General features: G+C 44.7%; 21 protein-coding genes. 11 read left to right on the top strand and 10 right to left on the bottom strand.

Going from position 1 to position 23,894, the window contains the following annotated elements; genetic code table 11:
- Window positions 1–196: 196 nt before the first annotated feature.
- From ACYQ2C_RS14930 to ACYQ2C_RS14945, 4 genes are all read left to right on the top strand, one after another.
- Window positions 197–3,331, top strand: coding sequence for a TonB-dependent receptor (locus ACYQ2C_RS14930; protein ID WP_460103921.1), 3,135 nt, complete (start codon window positions 197–199; stop codon window positions 3,329–3,331).
- Between the two features lie 223 nt (window positions 3,332–3,554).
- A complete protein-coding gene (ettA, locus tag ACYQ2C_RS14935; RefSeq protein WP_460103920.1) occupies window positions 3,555–5,219 on the top strand; it encodes an energy-dependent translational throttle protein EttA in 1,665 nt (554 codons plus the stop codon).
- 494 nt (window positions 5,220–5,713) lie between these two features.
- Window positions 5,714–6,061: a PilZ domain-containing protein gene (locus ACYQ2C_RS14940; protein ID WP_460051667.1), complete on the top strand. Its 348-nt coding sequence runs from the start codon at window positions 5,714–5,716 to the stop codon at window positions 6,059–6,061.
- A 21-nt stretch (window positions 6,062–6,082) separates the two neighbouring features.
- Window positions 6,083–6,442, top strand: a complete 360-nt coding sequence (locus ACYQ2C_RS14945) for a VOC family protein (RefSeq protein ID WP_460051666.1) — start codon at window positions 6,083–6,085, stop codon at window positions 6,440–6,442.
- Window positions 6,443–6,458: 16 nt separating this feature from the next.
- Here the strand turns inward: ACYQ2C_RS14945 and radA are convergent, their stop codons facing one another.
- Window positions 6,459–7,826 carry a DNA repair protein RadA gene (gene radA / locus ACYQ2C_RS14950; protein ID WP_460051665.1) on the bottom strand — a complete coding sequence of 456 codons (1,368 nt, stop codon included), beginning with the start codon at window positions 7,824–7,826 and terminating at the stop codon, window positions 6,459–6,461.
- A 155-nt stretch (window positions 7,827–7,981) separates the two neighbouring features.
- Between radA and ACYQ2C_RS14955 the strand changes: the two genes are divergently transcribed.
- Together ACYQ2C_RS14955 and ACYQ2C_RS14960 are read left to right on the top strand one after the other, a co-directional pair.
- Window positions 7,982–9,370 carry a DnaT-like ssDNA-binding domain-containing protein gene (locus tag ACYQ2C_RS14955; protein WP_460103918.1) on the top strand — a complete coding sequence of 463 codons (1,389 nt, stop codon included), beginning with the start codon at window positions 7,982–7,984 and terminating at the stop codon, window positions 9,368–9,370.
- Window positions 9,282–9,953: a replication protein P gene (locus tag ACYQ2C_RS14960; RefSeq protein WP_460103916.1), complete on the top strand. Its 672-nt coding sequence runs from the start codon at window positions 9,282–9,284 to the stop codon at window positions 9,951–9,953. Before ACYQ2C_RS14955 ends, ACYQ2C_RS14960 begins: the two co-directional genes overlap by 89 nt.
- A 174-nt stretch (window positions 9,954–10,127) precedes the next feature.
- Here ACYQ2C_RS14960 and ACYQ2C_RS14965 read toward each other — a convergent pair whose 3' ends face one another.
- The gene (locus ACYQ2C_RS14965; RefSeq protein ID WP_460051660.1) at window positions 10,128–10,682 is read right to left on the bottom strand and encodes a TFIIB-type zinc ribbon-containing protein; all 555 of its coding nucleotides are present in this window, start codon (window positions 10,680–10,682) and stop codon (window positions 10,128–10,130) included.
- Window positions 10,683–10,943: 261 nt separating this feature from the next.
- Between ACYQ2C_RS14965 and ACYQ2C_RS14970 the strand changes: the two genes are divergently transcribed.
- Window positions 10,944–11,777 (top strand): glucosaminidase domain-containing protein, encoded by an 834-nt coding sequence (locus ACYQ2C_RS14970; RefSeq protein WP_460103915.1) that lies wholly within the window; start codon window positions 10,944–10,946, stop codon window positions 11,775–11,777.
- A 177-nt stretch (window positions 11,778–11,954) separates the two neighbouring features.
- Here ACYQ2C_RS14970 and ACYQ2C_RS14975 read toward each other — a convergent pair whose 3' ends face one another.
- The 4 genes from ACYQ2C_RS14975 to parC all read right to left on the bottom strand — a co-directional run bounded on the left by ACYQ2C_RS14975 (window position 11,955) and on the right by parC (window position 17,002).
- On the bottom strand, window positions 11,955–13,184 hold the full coding sequence (locus ACYQ2C_RS14975) for an HD-GYP domain-containing protein (protein WP_460103913.1): 1,230 nt from the start codon (window positions 13,182–13,184) through the stop codon (window positions 11,955–11,957).
- A 495-nt stretch (window positions 13,185–13,679) separates the two neighbouring features.
- Window positions 13,680–13,955, bottom strand: coding sequence for a PilZ domain-containing protein (locus tag ACYQ2C_RS14980; RefSeq protein WP_460051656.1), 276 nt, complete (start codon window positions 13,953–13,955; stop codon window positions 13,680–13,682).
- Window positions 13,956–14,174: 219 nt separating this feature from the next.
- Window positions 14,175–14,486, bottom strand: coding sequence for a DUF2834 domain-containing protein (locus ACYQ2C_RS14985; protein ID WP_460051655.1), 312 nt, complete (start codon window positions 14,484–14,486; stop codon window positions 14,175–14,177).
- A gap of 269 nt (window positions 14,487–14,755) precedes the next feature.
- Entirely contained in the window at window positions 14,756–17,002 is a 2,247-nt protein-coding gene (gene parC / locus ACYQ2C_RS14990; RefSeq protein ID WP_460103912.1) for a DNA topoisomerase IV subunit A, read from the bottom strand.
- A 332-nt stretch (window positions 17,003–17,334) separates the two neighbouring features.
- On the opposite strand from parC, the gene ACYQ2C_RS14995 reads away from it, so the two are divergent.
- The 4 genes from ACYQ2C_RS14995 (at window position 17,335) to ACYQ2C_RS15010 (ending at window position 21,129) form a co-directional block, all read left to right on the top strand.
- Entirely contained in the window at window positions 17,335–18,990 is a 1,656-nt protein-coding gene (locus ACYQ2C_RS14995; RefSeq protein WP_460103910.1) for an acetolactate synthase large subunit, read from the top strand.
- Between the two features lie 174 nt (window positions 18,991–19,164).
- Window positions 19,165–19,473, top strand: coding sequence for a c-type cytochrome (locus tag ACYQ2C_RS15000; protein ID WP_460051652.1), 309 nt, complete (start codon window positions 19,165–19,167; stop codon window positions 19,471–19,473).
- A 401-nt stretch (window positions 19,474–19,874) separates the two neighbouring features.
- Entirely contained in the window at window positions 19,875–20,537 is a 663-nt protein-coding gene (locus tag ACYQ2C_RS15005; RefSeq protein WP_460103908.1) for an HAD family hydrolase, read from the top strand.
- Window positions 20,538–20,646: 109 nt separating this feature from the next.
- A complete protein-coding gene (locus ACYQ2C_RS15010) occupies window positions 20,647–21,129 on the top strand; it encodes a peroxiredoxin family protein (RefSeq protein ID WP_460051649.1) in 483 nt (160 codons plus the stop codon).
- A 73-nt stretch (window positions 21,130–21,202) separates the two neighbouring features.
- Here the strand turns inward: ACYQ2C_RS15010 and ACYQ2C_RS15015 are convergent, their stop codons facing one another.
- The 4 genes from ACYQ2C_RS15015 to ACYQ2C_RS15030 all read right to left on the bottom strand — a co-directional run.
- Window positions 21,203–21,571: a DUF2750 domain-containing protein gene (locus ACYQ2C_RS15015; protein ID WP_460051647.1), complete on the bottom strand. Its 369-nt coding sequence runs from the start codon at window positions 21,569–21,571 to the stop codon at window positions 21,203–21,205.
- A gap of 154 nt (window positions 21,572–21,725) precedes the next feature.
- Entirely contained in the window at window positions 21,726–22,364 is a 639-nt protein-coding gene (locus ACYQ2C_RS15020; protein WP_460103937.1) for a M48 family metallopeptidase, read from the bottom strand.
- Window position 22,365: 1 nt separating this feature from the next.
- Complete coding sequence (locus tag ACYQ2C_RS15025; RefSeq protein WP_460103905.1) at window positions 22,366–23,013, bottom strand: MBL fold metallo-hydrolase; 648 nt, start codon at window positions 23,011–23,013, stop codon at window positions 22,366–22,368.
- A gap of 159 nt (window positions 23,014–23,172) precedes the next feature.
- Window positions 23,173–23,894 (bottom strand): hypothetical protein (locus ACYQ2C_RS15030; protein ID WP_460115708.1); only part of this gene is annotated, 722 nt, incomplete at its 5' end.

Genomic DNA, 23,894 nt, shown 5'->3' on the forward strand with positions numbered 1-23,894 from the left:
AAAAACTATTTATGACGCCGAGAGAACAATCATCGTAATTAGTGTACTGGCCGAATAAAAAATAGTTATCGCAGGGGCTGACACTGTAACTAATTTGTAATAATTTGTATCGACAATTGCGCGATTCGTATTTTATTTGTTCGCAACACAACATTAAGATCACTTTTATAACGTAATCATTAGGGATTGAAACGCTATGAAACCATTCATCAAGCGACGCTTAGCCGCGGCCGTGTTTTTAGCTGCTGGTGCATCAGGCGCACTTGCACAAGAAACCACCTCCGCTATTACTGGGCAAATCACTGGACCAAGTGGTAGCCCAACTTCTGCTGTTATTCGAATTATCCACATTCCTTCGAATACGTCTTCAGAGGTTACAACTAATTCTAACGGTCGCTTCTCAGCTCGTGGTCTACGCGTTGGCGGTCCATACCGCATTATCGTGGATTCGAATACTTTCGAAGACGAAACTCAAGAAGGTATTTTCCTCCAGTTAGGTGAGACCTTTAACTTCAACGCCACTTTGGGCGATAGTAACATCGAAGAAGTAACCGTTATTGCTGATGCTAGCGCATTAAATAACACAGCAACTGGCCCGTCTTCGACGTTCAACCTAAGTGATATTCAATCTATTCCAGCGATTAACCGCGACATTAAAGATATCATTCGCGCCGATCCTCGAATCCACATTGACCCAACCAACGACAACGCCATTCAGTGTGGTGGTGCTAACCCACGTTTCAACTCTCTTACCGTTGACGGTGTGCGTTTAAACGATGACTTTGGTCTTCGCCAAGGCGGCTTCCCAACCAACCGTGTACCCTTCTCGTTTGATGCTATTGATCAGGTTGCCGTAGAACTTGCACCATTTGATGTTCAATACAGCGGCTTTACTGCATGTAACATCAACGCCGTTACCAAGTCTGGTACCAATGAATTCCATGGCGGTTTCTTCTACGACTACACCGATGAAAGCTTCACTGGTGATGAAATCGACGGCGACGATATCGACGTGGACGATTTCGATGAAAAACGTTTTGGTTTCCACGTGGGTGGCCCAATTGTTAAAGACAAATTGTTCTTCTTCGCCGCTTACGAAAAATTAGAAGGTGCAGACAACTTCAACAGAGGCCCTGAAGGCTCAGGTGCCGGCACTCCAGTTGACGGCTTTACCCAAGCTGACTTTGATCGTATCCGCGAAATTTCTCAGCGTGTTTACGGTTATGATCCAGGCGGCGTACCAACCACCTTTGATAACGAAGACGAAAAGATCCTCGTTAAATTAGACTGGAACATCAGCGATTCACAACGTCTAGCGTTAACCTATAACTATGTTGATGGCTTCGTTACAACCGAATCTGATGGCGACTCTGACGAATTTGAATTTTCAAACCACTTGTATGAAGATGGTGCAGAGTTAACTTCTTATTCTGTTCAGTTATTCTCAAACTGGACTGATAACTTCACTACCGAATTTAAAGTCGGTTACACCGACGTTGATAACCGCCAAGATTCTATAGACGGCGGTCAATTTGGTGAGGTGCAGATTTTCCATACCGGCGCTAACGGCGACCGTTCAACCATTTACTTAGGTACTGATGATTCACGTCAATCTAACGACTTGAATTACGACAACTTGAACTTCAAGTTTGCCGGTACTTATTACTCAGGCAACCATGTATTCTCAGGTGGTATCGAATACCAAGACTTGGACGTATTTAACCTATTCGTTCAAGAATCTATTGGTGAATACCGCTTTAACAGCATTGACGATTTTGAAGCGGGCCAAGCATCTCGTATTACTTACGAAAGTGCCGTAGGTACTAACAATCCTGCGGATGCTGCTGCCAATTTCGCATACCAAATTGGCTCAATTTACGGCCAGTACGAGTACACATTCAGCAATGTTGATTTAACTTTGTTGTTTGGTCTTCGTTACGATTTCTACGAAAGTGACGACGTTCCAGCGTTCAACCCGAACCTATCAAACGCGTTGGGCTTCTCTAACGCTGATAACCTAGACGGCGCTGATTTGCTTCAACCACGTTTTGGCTTCCAATACAATGTTGATGGCAACCTAGAATTACACGGTGGTTTAGGTCTTTACTCTGGTGGTAACCCGAACGTTTGGTTGTCTAACAACTACTCAAACACTGGTATCACTCAAGTTGAATACCAAGCACGTAACGTAAACTTCGCAGATCTAACTTTCAACGGCACTCCAATCGCCAATGCACCTCAAGAAGGTATCGATTTTGTCGCTAACGCTAACCCACAAGGTAGCATCGGTGGCACAAACGTAATCGATCCTGATTTCGATGTGCCTTCTGAGTGGAAATTTAACTTGGGTGCGAGTTTAGACGTGGGTAACGGTTATATCTTACAAACCGACTTTATCCATACCGAAAAAGAAGACGCTGCGCTTGTTATTGATGCATCGTTGGAGCAAACCGGAACCACTTTCGATGGTCGCCCTATCTACTCAAGTGCCGACGCATTTGGCGGATCTACTCAAGTATTTGAGTTAACCAACGTTAAAGGCGATTCTGGTTCTTCTAACATTTTCTCTGTGTCACTTAGCAAAGAATACGATAACGGCTTAAGCTTCTCGTTAGGTTATGCTGCTACTGATTCTGAAGATGTCACCGCTGGTGCTAGCTCTGTTGCATTCTCGAACTTCACGAATACTGCAATCGATGACCTAAACAATCCAAGCGTTGGTACTTCTAACTTCGAGACTCCGCACCGCTTCACTCTAAGATTGTCTTACGAGAAAGCGTTCTTTGGCGACAACTACACCAAGTTCTCTCTATTCGGTGTATCTAGCCAAAACAGATCTTACTCATATACCTTTGGTAGCAACGGTTTCTTAGGTGATCCTGCTAACGGCGGTAACCGTAACCTTCTTTACGTTCCAACAGGTGTAGATGATCCAAACGTAGTTTTCGCAGATACCTTCGATTCCGAAGCATTCTTCAGCCTAGTTGACGAAGCAGGTCTATCTCGTGGCTCAGTCGCTGGCCGTAACACCATCGAGGGCAGCTGGTGGAACCGTTTCGATCTACGTATCGATCAAGAGCTTCCTGGATTTACTCCAGATCAAAAAGCTAACCTGTTTGTTGTTATCGAAAACGTTGGCAACTTGTTAAACGACGAGTGGGGCGAGTTGACTCAAGCTTCTTTCCCACAAATTCAGCAAGTTGTTGATGCTACCTATGATGAAGCAACTGATACTTACACTTATAGAGAGTTCTTGAATCCACGAGGTGAAACTCGTGATACCCAAGCTTCTCTATGGAAGCTTCGTGTAGGTGTTAACTATAAGTTCTAAGTTTTGAATAAACTTTGTAACTTGAAAACCGGCGCTTTGCGCCGGTTTTTTTATGTGTGAAAGCTTTACAATGACGCTAATATAAATTTGAAACTATTGAAAACTTCCGGTACCTTCCGCGACCTTAGCCAGATTTTGGCCGCCTATTATTAATTTCTAGTCAGTTGCTGTTTGAGCAACTCGTCAAAGCCAGCACGTACTCGACTCAGAGGAATTCTGTTATATGGCTCAATACGTTTACAGTATGAATCGCGTGGGGAAAATTGTTCCTCCTAAGCGCGAGATTTTAAAAGATATTTCTTTATCGTTTTTTCCAGGTGCGAAAATTGGCGTACTTGGTTTAAACGGTGCGGGTAAATCTACCCTTCTAAAAATCATGGCGGGTGTCGACACCGATTACAACGGTGAAGCTCGTCCAATGCCCGGCATCAAGGTAGGTTATCTATCTCAGGAACCTCACCTAGACCCAACCAAAACCGTGCGCGGTAATGTTGAAGAGGGTGTTCAGGAAGCGGTTGACGCCATCGCTGCTCTTGATCAAGTCTACGCAGACTACGCCGAACCCGACGCCGATTTTGATGCCCTGGCCAAACGCCAAGGCGAGCTTGAAGACATTATTCAAGCGTGGGACGCGCACAATCTTGATCATAAATTAGAAACCGCCGCAGATGCATTGCGTTTACCACCTTGGGATGCCGATGTTACTAAACTGTCCGGTGGTGAACGTCGCCGTGTAGCCTTGTGCCGCTTGCTGCTCTCACGTCCAGACATGCTATTGCTTGACGAACCAACCAACCACTTGGACGCCGAATCGGTACATTGGTTAGAGCGCTTCTTGGTTGATTTTCCAGGCACTGTTGTGGCCATTACCCATGACCGTTATTTCTTAGATAACGCCGCCGGTTGGATTTTGGAACTTGACCGAGGTCGCGGTATTCCTTACGAGGGCAACTACTCAACATGGTTAGAAGCGAAAGAAAAACGCTTGCAGCAAGAAGAGCGCGCCGAAGCTTCTCACCAAAAAGCCATCAAGGCAGAACTTGAGTGGGTTCGTCAAAACCCGAAAGGCCGTCACGCCAAAAACAAAGCCCGCTTGGCACGTTTTGAAGAACTGCAATCGCAGGAATTCCAAAGCCGTAACGAAACCAATGAAATTTACATTCCGCCGGGTGAGCGCCTTGGCGATAAAGTCATTGAGTTTAAAAACGTCAGCAAAAGCTTTGGCGACCGTCTGTTGATTAACAACCTGAGCTTTACCATTCCTAAAGGTGCCATTGTGGGTATCGTTGGTGGTAACGGTGCAGGTAAGTCTACGTTATTCAGAATGATTTCTGGGGCTGAGCAGCCGGACGCAGGCAGTATTGAAATGGGTGAAACCGTTCAGCTAGCGTTTGTTGAACAAAGCCGTGAAGGTTTAAAAGACGAGCAGACCGTATGGGAAGCCGTTTCTGGCGGTCATGATATTCTTAAGATCGGCAACTACGAAGTTCCCTCACGTTCGTATGTGGGTCGCTTTAACTTTAAAGGCAGTGACCAACAAAAACGCGTAGGTGAGCTGTCTGGTGGTGAGCGCGGTCGTTTACATTTGGCCAATACGCTCAAACAGGGTGCTAACGTTCTTCTTCTTGACGAACCGTCAAACGATTTGGACGTTGAAACTCTACGTGCACTTGAAGAAGCGCTTTTGAACTTCCCCGGTTGCGCCTTGGTTATCTCCCATGATCGCTGGTTCCTTGACCGCGTTGCAACGCATATTTTGTCGTACGAAGGCGAGAGTGAAGTGGTGTTCTTTGAAGGTAACTACACCGAATATCATGAAGACTTTGTAAAACGTAAAGGCTCAGAAGCACAGCCCAAACGTGTTAAATACAAACCCATTAAAGTGTAATGGCTTATTGCAAGTGGCCTCGCCACTTGCACATTTCTCCAAACCAGATCATCAACAATTCTTTCAATTTATCCTTACCAATCTTTCTTTTCTTTCATGTTTGTTTATTTATAAGATGATAAAATCACCCTATAAATTGCATGTTCCTACGTTTCTCGTTGTTATGCCCAAAGCTATGTGCCTTATAAAACACGATATTTCGTTCCAGCCTGAGACTTTTGAGTCAGCTTAGTCACACCAAATAAGGTAGTAGAAACAAATTGTCTAAAGCGTCCTCGAAATTAGGATCATAGTTTACGCAGCGCACTAGATTTATCGAGCTTGCAACTCTCTGTAATAGCATCTCACATCACTTTCGTGTGATCGTACAAATCTTGCAGTAATCAGTAATAGATTGTGTGTCAGGACAACACTCTACAAGTCAACAAGGATTGGTTTCGTCGCAGTAATCTAATTTAGAAGAACGAAAACCCATTAATCACATGCAGCACCCTATGAATACATCAGAAAAAACTTCTCGCCCTAAAGAGCGACGTTACTTTCCGCGCGTTAATTTTCGCGCAACCGCTGAACTGATCAGTGCAACAGGCCGCTGGCCGGTGCAATTGGTTGACTTATCGTTCAACGGTGCCCTAGTAGCCACAAATCGCAATCCAATGCTGGTTGCAAAAGAAGAGCTGGTGTTATTTATTAATCTCGACTCTGGCGAACAAATTAAAATGCGTGGGCATTTGGCACACACCAAAGGCAATTATTTGGGTATAGAGTGCAAACCGTCCAATGTAGATAACAGCACGCAGTTGAGACGTTTATTGAATAGCTATACACGCAACCAAGACTAATCAGCCGGATAGATACTCTCGATGAGCAGCCACCACGAAAAGCTTAATTACTTGGAATATCCCGCAAGTAATTTAAAAGCAACGAAAGCTTTTTTTAGCACAGTATTCAATTGGCAATTTACCGATTACGGTGACGAATATGTCGCATTTGCCAATGCCGGTCTTGATGGTGGTTTTTTTAAATCCGAACACAAGGCTAGAACCGATAGCGGCTCTGCCCTAGCCGTGTTTTACAGCGACGATTTAGAAGCAACGCTCACTAAAATAACCGCTGCGGGCGGCGACATTATTAAACCAATATTTGCATTTCCCGGCGGCCGTAGATTTCATTTTCTAGAACCCTCGGGTAACGAATTTGCGGTTTGGTCTGATCAAGACTAATTCTCAAAAGATAAGCTCAACCCCACAACGCCTCAATCGCATCCGATAAACGCTTTACCGGTACTAGCTCAATCCCTTCAATACCGTTTTTAGGGCAGTTTGCCGCCGGTACAATGGCGCGCTTAAAACCGTGTTTTACTGCCTCTCGAACTCGATCTTGGCCGTTTGGAACCGGGCGAATTTCCCCCGATAAACCCACTTCACCAAAGGCAATAAGTTCTTGCGACAAAACCTGATCCCTGAAGCTAGAAACCACGGCAAGTAATAAAGCGAGATCAGAGCTGGTCTCGGTCACCTTGACGCCACCGACCACGTTGACAAACACATCTTGATCGCCCAAGTGCAAACCACCGTGACGATGCAATACGGCTAACAGCATGGCTAGGCGGTTTTGCTCAAGACCCACAGCAACGCGGCGCGGGTTACCAAGGTGACTGTCGTCTACCAGTGCCTGGATCTCGACCAGCAACGGACGCGTGCCTTCCCAAACCACCATCACCACCGAACCGGCGGCGCGGTCTTCGTTACGCTGCAAAAAGATAGCCGACGGATTGGAAACCTCTTTTAAGCCCTGTTCGGTCATGGCGAACACACCCAGTTCGTTAACCGCGCCGAAACGATTTTTATGGCTTCTGAGAATGCGAAAGCGATTGTCTTGATCACCATCGAGCAACGTCGAGCAATCGATCATGTGCTCAAGCACCTTCGGGCCCGCTAAAGAACCGTCTTTGGTTACGTGACCCACCAAAATCAAAACCGTGCCGGTGGTTTTCGCGAACCGCGTTAAAAAGGCAGCACACTCTCGAACCTGCGACACACTGCCCGGCGCCGATTGAATATCGCTGAGATGCACCACTTGGATGGAATCCACCACCAACACCTTAGGCTGATGTTCTTCTGCAGCACTGACAATGGCTTCTACATTGGTTTCGGATAACAAATACAGGCTGTCTGAGGGTAAATTCAGTCGTTTAGCTCGCATGGCCACCTGTTGCAGAGATTCTTCACCGGTGACATACAAAGCCTTCATCTTTGACGCGAGAAAACACAAGGTTTGCAACAGAAGTGTGGACTTACCAGCCCCGGGATTACCGCCAATCAAAACCACCGAACCCGGCACAAAGCCGCCTCCTAAAACCCGGTCAAACTCGTGGGTGCCCGAGGTAAATCTGGGTAAATCTTCTAAGCTGATCTCATCGAGTAGCTGAGCTTTGTTGGAACGAGCACCGGCGTAACCGGATCGGGATTCTCTTGACGCTTTCACAGCGCCCAAACGAACCTCAGATAAGCTATTCCAAACACCACATTCGGTACATTGGCCTTGCCATTTGCTAAAATCAGCGCCACATTCATTACAAACGTAAGCGGTTTTTTGCTTTGCCACGATAATCTTCTCTTTAAAACGCTATTAACCGACCTATTCAACCGTTCGATTTAACATTTGTCCAACAACAATCCACCGAAACCAACAAACTCGCTTGTTATTCCTAATCGGCGACTTAAAATCCTTCTACAAACCGATACTCTTTGCGAAATTTTATGCCTGATTCAGAACATCATTCACAGCGTCACCCCATTGTTATTGACCGTCACCAAGCCTGTGAATACGGACTTGAAGCGGCAACAATGATCGCTGTTTTAAACGAGTTCTGTGTGTATCAACCATCGCAAATACGCAATCAGTTTCGATGGTTTCGTCTCGACAACACTCAAGCGCAGATTCTATTTCCGTTTTGGAGCACCTTCGATTTAGACCGGGTCGTGCAGCAGCTGCGCGGACAAGGCGTTCTGTTGATCGCCTCGGCGCCATTTAGCAGCAGTGGTGAACTGAGGTTCGCCTTCAACCGTCGCATTGAACAAGAAGCAAACCAAAGCGGAGAGACTTCTGCTCGCGGTCAATATTCGGAAGGCCGTAACACCAACTTCAGCTCACCCATTGCACCGAACTGGCAACCTAATGCAGACACTTTGGCACGCATTCGAGAGCACGGTATACCCGAGCAATTTGTTCGTGCTCTGGTACCGGAATTTGTCACCTATTGGCGGGAGCGAGGCGACACCAGCCGAGCTTGGGGCGCTAAGTTTCAAAGTCATGCACTGCGCCAATATCGGCAATTTCAAACCGATCAAGCAAGGCAACAGCGTCAGCAATCGCAGCAAACCACTCTGCCACCAAACTGGCAACCGGATCACCAAGTTGTGGCTCAGTTAAGAGCCGAAGACATTCCTCTCAATTACATCGATGAATGTGCGACACGGTTTCGCCTGTACTATCACGAAACCGGCACCACCAGCGCGTCTTGGGGAATGGTGTTTTACTCGTGGGTGAAAAAAGATTGGCAAGAAAAAGAAACACCGTTTTTGCCCAACAAAAAACCGGTGTCCATGACTAATCAATGGCAACCGGCGGCGCATACGGTAGAGTATTTAGAAAAGCTCGACATAGACCCGCAGTTTATCGACGATTGTGTAGCCGAGTTCGTTCACAAGTGGATTGAAAACGGCAGCTTTCGCAACAATTGGGGCGATTTATTTTGCCAGCACGTCAGCAAACAATGGACGTATTTCCGCGAAGGCGTTACCGTCAATCCGACGGCAACCATTATCAACAACGACTGGGCACCAACCCCAGAATGCGTTGAGTTATTGAAAACTCAATGTGAAATGGATGAAACCTTTATCGCCAGCCAAATCCCAGAGTTTATTCTCTACTGGCGCAATCGTGGCGAGCCCAAGCACAGCTGGGACAGCATTTTTATCCGTCACTTAAAATACGTTTGGGCGAAACAGCATCAGCTCATTAACCATTCAACCGGTAACGAACTCGCAAATCAAAGCCATGAAAGACAGCAATCAGGTGATCCAAAACGTAGCACAAGAGATATCTCACTCGAAGAAAGCCTCACCGACCGGAGCTGGGCCTACTGAGCAGGCTGATCACAATCTCGATAAAGACGCCTTAATCGACACCATCAACCAGGTATTCTCGTTGTTTAAGATTAACTACGGCAACCAGTACTACGCGGCCTTTCGAGAACAAGCCCTAGAAGTGCAAGCCAAGCGATTATGGTTTGAAAGTTTGCAAAACTTCGAACCAGCAGCCATTTTAGCCGCCACCAAAGCGATTATTCTTGAGTCGGAATATTTACCGACGCTAAGCAAAATGGTGGCTCAGTGCGAAAGGCACAGTAACGCTGCCCTGCCCGAACCGCGCGCTGCCTATGTAGAAGCCTGCCAGGCGCCAAGCCCTAAGGCCGGATATCAATGGAGTCATCCAGCGGTATATTATGCAGGACTTGCCTGCGACTGGTTTTTTCTGGCCAGCACACCAGAGAGCACAGCGCTACCGATCTTCAAGCAACATTATCGAGAACTGTGCGAACGCGTGCGTAACGGTGAAGAACTCAAAGCACCGAAATTAAAAGAATTGCCGTCACCCCAAGAAAGCGTATTAACGCGAGAAGAAAATCAACAAAGATTAGCGGCACTTAGGGCAAAGCTTGATCTTTAGGAAACTCCGATTTATTCAGAGTTTCCTGCACTCGAACAATGTCCTGCCAACCTCAACAACCGTACCTAAAATAACCACTCTTACTCGTCAGTTTGAAAACTCAGAAATTGCATTTTCGAACTTGCGCTGAGATTACATCAGGCTTGAGCCAATTAAAGACCGGTAGAATTTCCTTTATTTTTCGGCACTGTACGGATCGTGGGCGCAAAGGTACGCTAACAAATCTGCTTTTTGTGGCTGTTGATCCAACCATTGCCGAAACTCTTTTACTTTTTGATAGGTCTCTTTGCCAAATTTCTCTTCATACAAGGTAACAAAACGCGATTGCGCCTGTTGATCACGAATTTTTTTCTGCCAAGTTTGTGTCACCAACGAATTAAGCGCACCGGCAATACCTTCAGACTTGAGCAGCTGCCATTCACCTTTATCGAGCCATAAACCACCAACCGATGGGCTGTAATCAACTTTATGCTCGGAATTAGCCGAAATTTTATATTTTTGCATTAGGGTGCCAGTAATTGGGCACAACATCGCTTTTTTAGAATCGTTGGCAATTTCGCTCAATTGGGCATCTACTGCAAATTGGAAATTAGGGTGATTCTCTTTCCAAGCAACAAAGTCCTCAACAAGAATCCAATAACCGCCGCAATTTGAGCAATTATGAGCGCGAAATAATCCATCAATTAAACAGGGAGATAAATCACCCTGACCACACGCGGTACATTTCATGTTTTCCTCCCTATTCTTCTTTTAAATCGGCAAATTCTTTGTCGCCTTAGATTCTATCATGTTAATGAGGCCCAAAAACATTAGCGTGAATAATCATTATTTCAAGAATCGACGTAGGTCATAGGCAATGGTATTCCATTAGCAAAAAATAGACAGTTTTACTTGATTTTAGTTATATTAGACCCAACAAAAGACTAAATATTTGCCAAATATAAACCGTGCATTTAAACAGTAAGGATTTAAATCCATAGGAACGTTACAGTGAGCGAGAAAAGTACCACATCAAGCGCGAACGCACTTATTTTTGTATTTGTTTTATACGCTGTAGGTTTATTTATTCTTACCTTAGTTTTGCTTATCAACACCCCAACGGCCAAAGATGGGAATTACCGGTCTGATATTTGGCAAAATTTCCCTGAATTTATACCCAATAATACCATTCCAGATTTCCAGAGTATTACCGATGTTGCTCTAAAGAAATCGGCGTTTTTTAATTATTTATTACCAGCCATTAACAGTCAAAATCAAAGAATTGAAGCTAATCGTAGTCATTTATTTAAAATTAAAGAAAAACTTGATAACAACCAAGCACTCAATAAAATCGAACGCGAAAAATTATTGCAACTTCAAGCAAAATACCAAACCGAAGACCTACAAACATTAATTAGACGCGTCGATAAAATTCCGGCATCACTAGCTCTAGCACAAGCCGCCAATGAAAGTGGTTGGGGAACGTCTCGCTTCGCACAAGAAGGTAATAATTTTTACGGACAATGGTGCTACGAAAAAGGCTGCGGCATAGTTCCTAGCGCACGTTTAGACGGAGCGAATCACGAGGTAAAAACTTTTCCGAATGTTACAAAATCTATTGAGGCGTATTTTAATAACATTAATACTCACGAAGCCTATTACGATTTAAGAATAATAAGAGAGCAGTTGCGCAACGAAAATAAACGTATTACCGGCAAAGAATTGGCCAAAGGCTTAGAGCAGTACTCTGAAAAGGGCTACGAGTACGTGGTTTTAATTCAAAATATGATTGACTCAAACAGACTGGAAAAATACGACAACCCTCAACCTAAAAAAGATTCTTAAGAAGCAACAAAAGGCACATTATGTTAAGAAGCTGTTGTGACGGATGATTAATTTAATGGTAGAAAAATGTTTAAAAACTAGCGTTTTATTTTCTTCATAAATATAGTTATCTACATTCAACAAATCTGATGGCACATCTCAGCACCGTTGAAAACCCAGAAATTAGCACCCGAATTTTTAACCCAGCGTACCCAATAACTCATTTAAATTAAGCCCATATTCTTCAGGTAATACCACACGTTCTATCTTGCACGAGCAAGAAGGGTCAGAAAGATCTATAGGGAAATTAGGCACTCGGATATTTTTTTCCAAATTATAAACAATAGTAATCACGGGTTTTTTCATTTCGGTCTTATGTAAAGCCTGCACGATTCCTAATCGCTGATTGTTCAGTAACACGAAACTGCCTTGGGGATAAACACTTAAACAACGAATAAATTGATAAACCAAATCTTTATCGAGATGAATTTCATCGGACCATTCCACCATTTTTTTTAAAGCAATGGCCGGAGCCATGCCTTGGTGATAAACACGATCCGCCGTGATCGCATCATACACATCGACAACCGCCGCCATTCGGCTGTGCAGTGGTATTTCTGATGCGGCTAATTTTCTCGGATACCCACTGCCATCAAGGCGCTCATGATGCTGCGCACAGATATCAATAATTTCCTTGGATAATCCCGGCACATCTCGCAAATATTGCTCACCAAAGGTGACATGCATCTGCATTTCTCGCCATTCTTCGGATGTTAGTTTTCCGGGTTTATTTAAAATTCCGTCGGAGACTTTGATTTTGCCAACATCGTGCAACAGCGCTCCAGTCACCAAATCATTGAGCTCATCACCCATAATATTTAGGGAAACGGCTAAAATCCCCATAAAAATACTGACATTAAATGAATGCTCAACAAGGTATTTGTCTTTCGTGCGAAGTTGAGTCAAACACAGCAAAGCATTTTGGTTATTCAGTAGAGACTCAATAACGTTTCCGGCGAGTTCTTTGGTGCTGTTGACGTCAACGGCTTGACCGTATTTCACATTGGTCATAACGCTTTCAACAAGTGCCAAGCCTTCGGATTGAATTTTTTTCGCGACGGCTAATTCAGCATCAAAAGAGGTTTTTTCATTCAGCCTGATGTGCGGCTTTTTCAGCAGTGATTGTATGTTTTCTTTTTGTTTGATCAGCTCTAAATTAGAGGTTGCTAGACTTTCAGGCGCCTTACCACGAGCGATATCGATATAAATTTCGGGAATGCCTAGGCTTTTTATCTTAGCAACAACTAATGGATCTTTAATCAGTCCACAACGCGACAAATTCCCGTTGGGAATCCATTCGTTGTTAGAATTGGCGATGTACATACCCACTTCTAAATCGTTTGTAGATATCCGTTTAATACTAGGCATAGCTTAACTACGAAATTTGATTATCACCAATAAAATTGACAGGTATAACTGTATGAAAAAATTATAGCTTTTATCACTGCCTAGCGAATATTTATAAATAATATTTTCTGAATCGTTCGAAATTTTTGTTAATAACAAATCCTGCGCCGTTTTAGATACCTAAGGGATCAACAATACAAAGGCAGCACTAATGACGATAAGTTATTGAAATTATGAAAAATTGGAAATCTGTTTTTAAGTCTGCTCATTCATTAGAATAGCAATGAGTTAGGTAAAGCCGTCAAGAATTCTGTGTGAACATGAAGACGGTCGATATTGTCTACCGGCCTTAATTAGAATCAATGAATAAAACTTAGAAGCAACTTAATCGGCAGGTGCTTTTTAAGGCAGATGAGCAAAAGTCTCAACTCTTATTTTGGAATAGATTTTAAGAAAATAATAATTCATCGTCGGCGTAATACTCCAACGAAGATGATATCGACAACAAGATATGTATCAAAGGTGTTCCGAGACAAACTCAAGTGCCAAACCCGATTGATCATTACGCACAACGCGGGCAACATTAATCTTTTGATTTGGCAAAACCGAGCAAACTCTTAAACTGACTTTGGTGCCCTGGGCGTAACCTTGTATATCGTCGCCGTAAAGGTAAACACCGGTGTCAGATACATCTCTACACCGTAATCGATTCATAACCACAACGTGGTCCAGTGGTTGTATTTCGACGGTGCAATGACAATGCGTGCGTTCACTTCGTCGCTTCTCTATCATAGTGACCTCGAAGCTGTGGTAATTATTGGGATGAACCTTCAGTATAGGTCTGCGCGATTAAATTGCGAATTCAAATTGATAATAATTTCTTAGCAGCGTTTTGGCATATACAGGCTAATGCTGATTTATTGTTTACTAATAATTTGGCGCATTGAAGCCTCCTTTAATGTTACTAAAATTACCACACCCTAAACCGTTTTGTAGAGCACATTTAAGCCATCAATTTTTTAAATGTCGCTCTCTTAAATACAAATACAATGGTAGGCCACACGACACTCCCACGGTAAGTGTGCCCAAGATCGCTAACCATCGATTAGGAATCTGATGCTTAGCGCCGTTGGTTACAATAAAAATAATTGAAACAACCGCAGCGACAATAACATCCAGCCAAGCAAATAGACTTATTTTGTTGTCAACAATTTGGCTAACAAATAGAGCGACATTAAATCCGTGAGCGATGAGCCAAGAAACAAACGCATAGAGCGGTAGAATAATTCCCAGCACCGTTAATACTAAATATAATTTCGCCATAAAATGCATTCACCCCAAAGCACAACGTTGTGTGAGCGCATAATCACACTCACACCCATTACACCTTGATCACTTAGAGAGTTGATCACATAGAGAAATGAAGAATTAATTCGTCTGCGATTTAATCAGAGCACGGAAATTTACCGTGTGATTGAAAAACTTCTTGCCAATTTCAATCCCTTACCGTTCTTGAAATTGGCAATATAGATTTGTGTCGCCGGAAACTCCGGGTTAAGCAGAGCTCCTTTGAGTTAACGTAAGAGATTAAGTTACTCAATCTCTACGGCATCGACCTTTTGGAAGCCTCTTGGAAGTTTATTGCCACGTCGGCCACGCTCCCCCAAGTAATGCTCCAGATCACTGTGCTTCATCACCGTTTTTCGTTTTCCGGCATGAATAACGAGTTTTTGCAATTCGGTTAAGATCGCAACTGCAACAACATATTCTTGGCGATCTTTCACACGCGCACTGGCAATGTTGATAATTTTGTTGCCCTTACCACGCGCCAATTCTGGTAATTCACCAACCGGAAAGGCGACCATTCGTCCTTCGTTACTGATCGCAATTAATATTGCACCATCGTCGCTGGGCACATCAACCAAAGGCAAAACCTTCGCGCCTTCAGGAACATTTAACAGCGCTTTACCGCGACTGTTTTTAGTGTGCATATCTTCAAGCTTGGCAATAAATCCATAACCGGCATCACTTGCGACCAGGTATTTCTGATCATTTTCACCCATGACCATACCTTCAAAGGTTGCGCCACTGGGTGGATTTAGTTTACCGGTAACCGGCTCGCCTTGGCCTCTTGCCGACGGCAATGCGTGTACTGCCAAAGAATAACTGCGTCCGGTTGAATCGAGTAATATTACGGCTTGGTTGCTTTTACCGCGTGCAGCAAATTTGAAGCTATCGCCGGATTTGTAACTGAGTGCGGCCGGATCAATATCATGGCCTTTTGCGGCGCGAATCCAGCCTTTTTCAGAGAGAACAACGGTTGTTGGATCGCTACTGAGTAAATCAGCTTCGCTAAAAGCTTGGGCTTCGGCGCGCTCAACTATCGGTGAACGACGATCGTCGCCAAACTCTTTACTGGCGTTTTCAAGCTCTTTGCGAACCAAGGTTTTTAAGCGTCGATCTGAGCCGAGAATTTTTTCTAAATCGTCGCGTTCTTTTTCGAGCTTTTCTTGCTCTTCGCGGATTTTCATTTCTTCTAAACGCGCTAACTGACGTAAGCGTGTATCAAGAATGTACTCAGCTTGCATTTCGATAAGATTAAAACGATCCATGAGTACAGGCTTAGGCTTGTCTTCATTACGAATAATTTCGATGACTTCATCAACATTGAGATATACCAACATCAAAGCCGCTAATCGCAATAACCGCTCTTCAACCTTTTCTAGTCGGTACGAAAGACGTTTGCGAACGGTATCTAACCGGAAGGTTAGCCACTCACCCAAAAGTACATTTAAAGGCTTAACTTGTGGTTTGCCGTCGATACCAATCACGTTTACGTTGACGCGATAACTGCGTTCTAGATCTGTGGTGGCAAACAGGTGATTCATCAATTGTTCGAGGTCGATGCGGTTCGAGCGCGGCACGATCACTAATCGCGTTGGATTTTCGTGATCGGATTCGTCTCGCAAATCGGCAACCATAGGCAGCTTTTTCGCCTGCATTTGGTTGGCGATTTGCTCCATGATTTTTTCGCCGCTGGACTGATAGGGTAACGCCGTAATCACAACATCACCGTCTTCTTTGGTCCAAAGGGCACGCATTTTTAAGCCGCCGCGACCGGTTTCGTAAATTTTTTGCAGCTCCGCTGGGCCGGTTACGATTTCCGCATCAGTTGGCATATCTGGGCCAGGTAAAAACTGACACAGTTCAGCAACACTGGCGTTTGGATTATCGAGCAGATGAATGGTGGCATTAACCACTTCACGTAGGTTATGAGGTGGAATGTCGGTTGCCATGCCCACGGCGATACCTGTCGTGCCATTGAGCAGCACATTAGGCACCTGCGCCGGTAAAACCTTCGGTTCTTCTAAGGTACCGTCAAAGTTGGGCAGCCACTCAACAGTGCCCTGTCCCGCCTCGGCAAGCAGCGCTTCTGCGTATTTGGCTAAACGCGCCTCGGTGTAACGCATGGCCGCGAACGACTTAGGGTTATCGGGGGAACCCCAGTTGCCTTGGCCATCCACCAATGGATAGCGATAAGAGAAAGGCTGCGCCATGAGTACCATGGCTTCGTAGGCTGCGCTATCACCGTGAGGGTGGAACTTACCAATCACGTCACCCACGGTTCTGGCAGACTTTTTGAACTTCGCTGTAGATTGTAAGCCGAGTTCGCTCATGGCGTAGATGATGCGACGCTGTACAGGTTTTAACCCGTCGCCAACATGAGGTAACGCACGATCTAAAATCACGTACATGCTGTAATCGAGGTACGCTTTTTCGGTGAAGGCTCTCAGAGCCATGGTTTCTTCACCATCGGCTCCGTAAGTCAGCTCGGTCATACAATCTATCCTAAATTCTGAATTACTCGTTTGCTATAGGCTTATACCAAACGCCTCCGTTAGGAGCAATTTGCTTTCACCTCGCTCATTCACACAACGAGGACTGATAACAACTTTATAGCTTACTAGTGCGTGGCGCTATCGAACCTGCCAATAAAAAGCAAACTATGAAGGTAATGGAAAATACTCAAGGGCCAATGGCTTCCAATGACCACACCCGAGTGACAAAATCTTTTAAATTTACTCAATCCTGTCAAAAAGTCACTCGCCACAAGGTGGTACAAACGCAACGATAAGAGTCGTGAGCAGTCAAAAAGCATGAGGGTATTACCATGAAAGCATCCGATTTGATGGTGCAATGTTTAGAAGAAGAAGAAGGCATCGAATACATTTTTGGTGTTCCCGGTGAAGAGAACGCCGATTTCATGATGTCGCTGGAGAAAAGCAAAAAAATTCGCTTTATTCTCACTCGCCACGAACAGGGCGCGGCCTTTATGGCAGAGATCTATGGCCGACTCACCGGAAATCCTGCAGGTTGCTTAGGAACACTTGGCCCAGGTGCCACCAATTTAATCACCGGCGTTGCGGACTCCAACATGGATCGTGCGCCTATGCTGGTGCTTACCGGCCAGGGCGCTTCAACCCGTCTCCACAAAGAATCCCATCAGGTCATGAACGTGGTCGATATGTTCGAGCCGGTCACCAAATGGGCCACCACCGTTTGGCATCCAGAAAATATTCCAGAAATCGTTCGCAAGGCCGTGCGTCTAGCTCGCACCGAAAAGCCCGGTGCAGTGCACATAGAATTGCCCGAGGACATCGCCAAGCTAAAGGTCGACAAGCAGCCTCTGAAGGTCAAAAAATTCCGCCGACCAGTACCTGCCGATAAAATCATTGATCAAGCGTTTGCACGAATCAAAGCCGCTAAAAGCCCGATCATCATCGCCGGTAATGGCTGTATTCGCCACCGAGCCTCAAAGCAACTGCGTCTTTTGTGCGAGAAAACCGGCATTGGTGTGCTGAACACCTTTATGGCCAAAGGTTGTGTGGATATGTCCGCCGAATACAGTCTCTATACCATTGGTTTGGGTAGCAAAGATATTCCCGCCTGCGCCATAGATGCCTCTGATCTGGTCATCACCATCGGTTACGACATGGTTGAATACCATCCCAAGCTTTGGAATCCCGGCGGCGAGAAAGAGGTTCTGCACATCGATTTTCTACCGGCAGAAATCGACGAGAACTACGATCCTTCAGTAGAGATCGTTGGCGATTTGGCGCACGCGCTGTGGATGCTCAATGAGCGAATTGATGCTCACGGTCCTTTCGATTTTGACCTTAGCGTACAACGCAGTGTACGCCGCGATATGACTACCGAACTTGAAGCCCACAAAGACGATTCAGGCAGCGGCCCAATTCGTCCGCAAAAAGCCCTTTGGGATGCTCGCCAAGTGTTAAACCCAGAAGACATTTTACTCAGTGACGTAGGCGCGCACAAAATGTGGATCGCTCGTCATTGGATCAGTCACGAGCCCAATACCTGCTTAATTCCCAACGGCTTTTGCTCCATGGGTTTTGCACTGCCCGGCGCCATATCAGCAAGTCTTGTGTATCCAGAGCGCAATATTTTGGCAATCTGCGGTGACGGTGGTTTTATGATGAACGTGCAAGAAATGGAAACCGCGGCTCGACTCAAATGCAACCTAACGGTCATGGTGTGGGAAGACGGCGGTTACGGCTTGATTGGCTGGAAACAAGAAAACGAATTTGGCCGCCACACCGATTTGGCCTTTGGCAATCCGGACTGGTTAAAGCTGGCGGCGGCATTTGGATGGAACGGTCATCATGTCTCCAATGCCGATGATTTGCAGACCGAGCTAAAAAAAGCCATTTCTGAGCCCGGCCCAAGCCTTGTGGTAATTCCTATCGACTACACTGAAAACGTAAAATTGACGAAAAAACTCGGTGAAATGACCTGCCCTATTTAAAATTAAGGCGGCAAAATATTGTCTTCTTTATGGTATGTTATAGGCCACTAAAGCATACAAATAGCAGACATTTATCCGAACTTTGGTTTGTTATATTCGCAATTCCGGTGAACTTGAGAAATAACAAGCAAGGTCGAATTACGTGATTTCAATAACCTGTGATTAGGAAATACCATGAAAAAAATAAGCGCTGCAATTATTGCCACATTCGTCAGCTTCGGAGCCATGGCCGCGGGCGACCCAGCCGCTGGACAAGCTAAATCAGCCTTTTGCGCAAGCTGTCACGGACCCGATGGTAAAACTACCGTCGCTCCAAACTACCCAAAAATCGGCGGTCAAAATGCTGACTACCTTGTAAATGCTCTTAAAGCCTATCGTGCCGGAGAGCGTAAAGGTGGTTTATCAGATTTCATGACTCCGATGGCCGCAGGTCTTTCAGATCAAGATATCGAAGACTTAGCAGCTTATTTTGCAAGTCTATAAGTCGCTCCCTGCATCTCTTGGTCGACCTAGAAAAAACCGGGATTCTTGTTCCCGGTTTTTTTCTTTATCAATAGCGTTATGCTGTTAAAGAAAACTCTGATTTATCCACGTTGCCCGCGACTCAAGGATATATCGCCAATTTCAAAAACAGTAGGAGCTTGAAGTTGTGAAGAAATTGGAAATCGCACCGTCAATTTCTGCCCTCTGATTCAATCATGGATGTGCCAATCAGAAGTTTCTTAAAGAAGTTTCTAAAGATATTTCCCGATTTTTACACCCAACTCAGCATTCGATAAAAACCGCTCCTTTCAGGCGTGGTACGATCATTCTTTTATCGCTTTTCGTGTTCAGCCTTGATTTAAAAGCATCTGGAAAGAATTTACATAAGATTTGGAAGGTCCATGACAAATACATTCCCTTTTAAAGCCGTTATTTTTGATTGCGATGGCGTTCTTGTGGATACCGAACATATGACCAACATCTTGTGGCAGAAGGGTCTTAACGAATTGGGACTCGAATTAAGCTACGAGCAGATGTTGCATTATTTTGCTGGCAAATCTGTGGCAGATAACCTGCAACAAGCAGCCGAGTTATTGGGTTACCCAGTTCCAGAATCGTTCCAGCAAAAACTCTATCAACGATTCGTTCACGAGCTACAAACCAACCTACAAACCATTAGCAATATTGAATATGCTTTACAGAACATCACCTTGCCTAAAGCAGTAGCCACCAATACTCAGCGCGAAAGTCTTAAACTCAAACTCACCCGAGCAAGGCTCACAGACTATTTTCTAGACGCCGTTTGCGTTGAAGATGTCGATGCAGCAAAACCCGCCCCCGATGTTTATCTGGAGGCCGCTCGCCGACTTAACACCAATCCTCAAGATTGCGCCGCTATTGAGGACTCAGTGGTGGGAATCCGTGCTGCGGCCGCCGCTGGCATGACCGTCTTCGCTTACGCGCCGGGTATGAACATACAAGATCAATTGGCAGCGGGAGCGGTTATCGCCTTCGACGACATGATAAATTTGCCTGAACTGTTGCGAAATTACACAGGCCATTAAGTAAAAAATATCGCAAATCTTTCACAAAACGTTCGCTTGGGAACCATCAAAATCCACCTAGGTCAAAAGGCGACGTCGAACACAAACCAATAATGATTTGGAAATTCTCATGCGAGTGATTGCTGCTGTATTTTGGATGTTTTTTGCAACTGCTGCCTTTGCAGCTATGCCACCTCAAAGTGGCGAAAAGGCTCCAGACTGGATTTTAACCACTGGAGACGGCGAACGAATATCTTTGTACGCTGACGCAGAAGGACAAAAAGCGGTTATTTTATTCTGGGCGACTTGGTGTCCATTCTGTCACGAGCTAATGCCTGAGTTAGATGCCTTAAGAGCTGAGCTCGAAGATCAAAACGTTAAATTCTATGCCTTAGATGTTTGGGATGACGGCGACCCCAAAGCCTACATGGAAAAACAAGGTTATGGCATGCAACTGTTGCTGCAAGCCGATCGAGTGGCACAACGCTATGGCGTTGTAGGAACTCCAGGTTTATTTGTGATGGACGAGAATAAAAACATCACCTACATTCGTCAAAAAGGCACCAGTAAAGAGACGGCTGTGGCTGCGGTTAGAGAAGCATTGGAGCTTTAATAGATTTTCCGAACCAAATTACACGCATAAAAAAACGAGCCTTAGGCTCGTTTTTTTTCATTGAAAAGCGTTTTTACTCTAGTTCGCCATCGAAATCTTCTAATAAATCCAGCGGCTCAATTTCATCACCCTCAAGATTTTCGTTCCAGTTAACTCCCACCAACACTTCGTCATCGTGTAAGCCAGTTAGCCACTCTTCTAAAAATTCCTCTGTGCTTACAGCGGTAACTTCGTAATCTTGCCATTCGTCATCACACAACACCTCTGCAAATTCTGGCTGTGACCAAAACGGCATAACATCGCGATTAGGGCTGGCCTCAGAAGGACATACCGCCCAACCTTCTTCATTACACAATCCCCAAACACAACCAGTCTCTAGGGCTTCAACAATGAAGCGGTCATAGTTTTCGTCTAAATCGTTGCTCAGTGGAAGCGTGCTCATGGGATCTTTCCGGGCTAAAAAATTCGATTATGAATTATTGTGGATCTATGCGACAGACATTTATCAAAACCTAACATCAAAACCACAGGCTAAAACCTTCGGATTTCAACCATCGGCGTCGTTGTTGATAATCGGGGCACAAACTCGCCACCAATCACCAAAATTCAGGGCTGTGATTAAAGTGACGCAGATGACTCACTTCGTGCGCCACTAAATAATCCGCGATAGCTTCCGGTGCAAGCATTATTAACCAGTTGTATTGCAGCACACCTTTACTGGTGCAATGCCCCCAACGCGACTTGGTTTTGCGAACTCGAACTTCAGTAAAGTCTTGGTTAATCAGCTTGGCAAGCGCAAAACTCTTTTCAGAGAGAACTCTTAAAGCCTGCTCTTTGTACCAAAACTCTAATGCGCCTCGCACCTGTGACTCAATACTGCTTTTTGATCGTCGCGATAAACTGATCAGCAGTTCGTTATCACGACGATTAACATCAAGCTTGGAGCCAAAATAAAGCCGTAGTGTTAAGTTCTCGTTTAAATACGGCCAATTCGCACCATCACAAAATTCGCGCTTTGGTTTTGTATCGAGTAGATGATTTTGCTCACCAACTTTTTTTAGAATCCAAGCACGCTTACTGATTAAAAATCGTAAAACTTCCGGCTCATTAACAAAGTGCGGTACCGACACCAAAACCTGTCCCTGACTGATTCTGACTTCGAGGGATTTTCGTCGTCGCGAACGCCGCAAAGAATAGGGAAAACCTAAACCCGTCGAAGTACCAACTTCTGCCACGCTAGCCAAATCGAGCATCCGCAACAAAGGGATTGACGCGCCGCTCTTGGCCAAAGGTAGACATTGGGCCGTGTCCGGGAACAAACTTCACATCATCGCCTAATGGCCATAATTTCTCACGAATGGAATCAATCAGTTGCTGAGAATTACTGCGCGGGAAATCTGTTCTACCAACCGATCCGGCAAAAATCACGTCACCCACAAATGCCATTTTTGAGTTTGGCTCAAACAATACCACGTGGCCCGGTGTATGACCTGGGCAATGCAATACCGAAAAAGTTAAATTACCCAACGACAATGTATCGCCGTCATTTAACCAACGTGTTGGCGCTAAAGCATCATGAGCGGTGAAACCCATCATCTTACTTTGTTCGGGTAGCGCCTTAAGCCAAAATTCGTCGTCTTTGTGTGGGCCGATAACATCAACCTTGAGTGTTTTAGCGAGCGCATTTGAAGCACCAACATGATCGAGATGGCCGTGGGTTAGCCAAATTGCCACCACGGTAAGTTTAAGTCGCTCCACCACTTGCATGATGCGCTCCGGTTCACCACCGGGATCAATTAATGCCGCTTGATTGGTTTCACTGCACCAAACAACACTGCAATTTTGTTGAAAATGCGTAACAGGAACCAGCTCAAATTTTAACATAGCCTAAATACCACACGAGAGAATGCCTAGGCCAAGTATACCGAGTTTAGATTGATGTGAAAGCAGATGCGCTACAGACTCGGCGTTTTCCGAGTAATGCTATCGGTAATTACACTAAAATTTATTTGCAGGTAATTGCAAACAACTTGCGAATATTTATTAAAACTCCGCGAGATTAATAGGATTTGTGTATCGAGATAACAACAGCTCACGACCGTAGCGAAAGGTTTCGTCCAACAAATATCGATCAGTGGGAATGGTTGCGAAAATATAGGGGATAAAAACCGTCTCACCCAGTTGCTCAGCCTTAACACTGTAATCCACATAATCGACATTTAAATCGATAATTCTCGACTGCAATTGCTGACCCGAATTTATATCGGAGATAATCACCAAAAAACTCACGGTAATTTTTTTCGTGTGTTTTATAACGTGCACCGGTTCATTCATAAACGACTCCATATTTACATCCGAGCTATGAACTAGGGAGTCTCGGTCAAACAACGATAGATTATTTATTAAACCGTATTTTTCGGCAGATACGAATTTATTCAGTATCAAGTCACTCAAGCTAAGTCGATATTCGGTCTCTAACAAATCAACATTTTCATCGAACCACATTACTTCAGCAGTTGTTGTCGATAAATCATAAAATGAAAAATCGTTTTCAGTATCGAGAGTCAAGACATAATTTAAATCAGAATTAAAAACGGGGCCGATAGAAAGTTCGCTAATAAACTCTTGCGTCTTTTTTTGATTGTCCAAGTATTTAGCATTAACTGAATTTATCGCGACTACTTGTTCTACTTGTTCTACTTGTTCTACTTGTTCTACTTGTTCTACTTGTTCTACTTGTTCTACTTGTTCTACTTGTTCTACTT

It is taken from the genome of Sessilibacter sp. MAH3 (assembly GCF_054658275.1).

Bases quoted from the DNA above. Each gene is read 5' to 3' on its own strand.
- ACYQ2C_RS14930 (WP_460103921.1), top strand. From the start codon at position 197: ATGAAACCATTCATCAAGCGACGCTTAGCCGCGGCCGTGTTTTTAGCT.
- ACYQ2C_RS14940 (WP_460051667.1), top strand. From the start codon at position 5,714: ATGAATACATCAGAAAAAACTTCTCGCCCTAAAGAGCGACGTTACTTT.
- ACYQ2C_RS14965 (WP_460051660.1), bottom strand. From the start codon at position 10,682: ATGAAATGTACCGCGTGTGGTCAGGGTGATTTATCTCCCTGTTTAATT.
- ACYQ2C_RS15005 (WP_460103908.1), top strand. From the start codon at position 19,875: ATGACAAATACATTCCCTTTTAAAGCCGTTATTTTTGATTGCGATGGC.
- ACYQ2C_RS14975 (WP_460103913.1), bottom strand. From the start codon at position 13,184: ATGCCTAGTATTAAACGGATATCTACAAACGATTTAGAAGTGGGTATG.
- ACYQ2C_RS15025 (WP_460103905.1), bottom strand. From the start codon at position 23,013: ATGTTAAAATTTGAGCTGGTTCCTGTTACGCATTTTCAACAAAATTGC.
- ACYQ2C_RS14985 (WP_460051655.1), bottom strand. From the start codon at position 14,486: ATGGCGAAATTATATTTAGTATTAACGGTGCTGGGAATTATTCTACCG.
- parC (WP_460103912.1), bottom strand. From the start codon at position 17,002: ATGACCGAGCTGACTTACGGAGCCGATGGTGAAGAAACCATGGCTCTG.
- ACYQ2C_RS15000 (WP_460051652.1), top strand. From the start codon at position 19,165: ATGAAAAAAATAAGCGCTGCAATTATTGCCACATTCGTCAGCTTCGGA.
- ACYQ2C_RS15015 (WP_460051647.1), bottom strand. From the start codon at position 21,571: ATGAGCACGCTTCCACTGAGCAACGATTTAGACGAAAACTATGACCGC.
- ettA (WP_460103920.1), top strand. From the start codon at position 3,555: ATGGCTCAATACGTTTACAGTATGAATCGCGTGGGGAAAATTGTTCCT.
- ACYQ2C_RS14955 (WP_460103918.1), top strand. From the start codon at position 7,982: ATGCCTGATTCAGAACATCATTCACAGCGTCACCCCATTGTTATTGAC.
- ACYQ2C_RS14995 (WP_460103910.1), top strand. From the start codon at position 17,335: ATGAAAGCATCCGATTTGATGGTGCAATGTTTAGAAGAAGAAGAAGGC.
- ACYQ2C_RS14945 (WP_460051666.1), top strand. From the start codon at position 6,083: ATGAGCAGCCACCACGAAAAGCTTAATTACTTGGAATATCCCGCAAGT.
- ACYQ2C_RS15010 (WP_460051649.1), top strand. From the start codon at position 20,647: ATGCGAGTGATTGCTGCTGTATTTTGGATGTTTTTTGCAACTGCTGCC.
- ACYQ2C_RS14980 (WP_460051656.1), bottom strand. From the start codon at position 13,955: ATGATAGAGAAGCGACGAAGTGAACGCACGCATTGTCATTGCACCGTC.
- ACYQ2C_RS14960 (WP_460103916.1), top strand. From the start codon at position 9,282: ATGAAAGACAGCAATCAGGTGATCCAAAACGTAGCACAAGAGATATCT.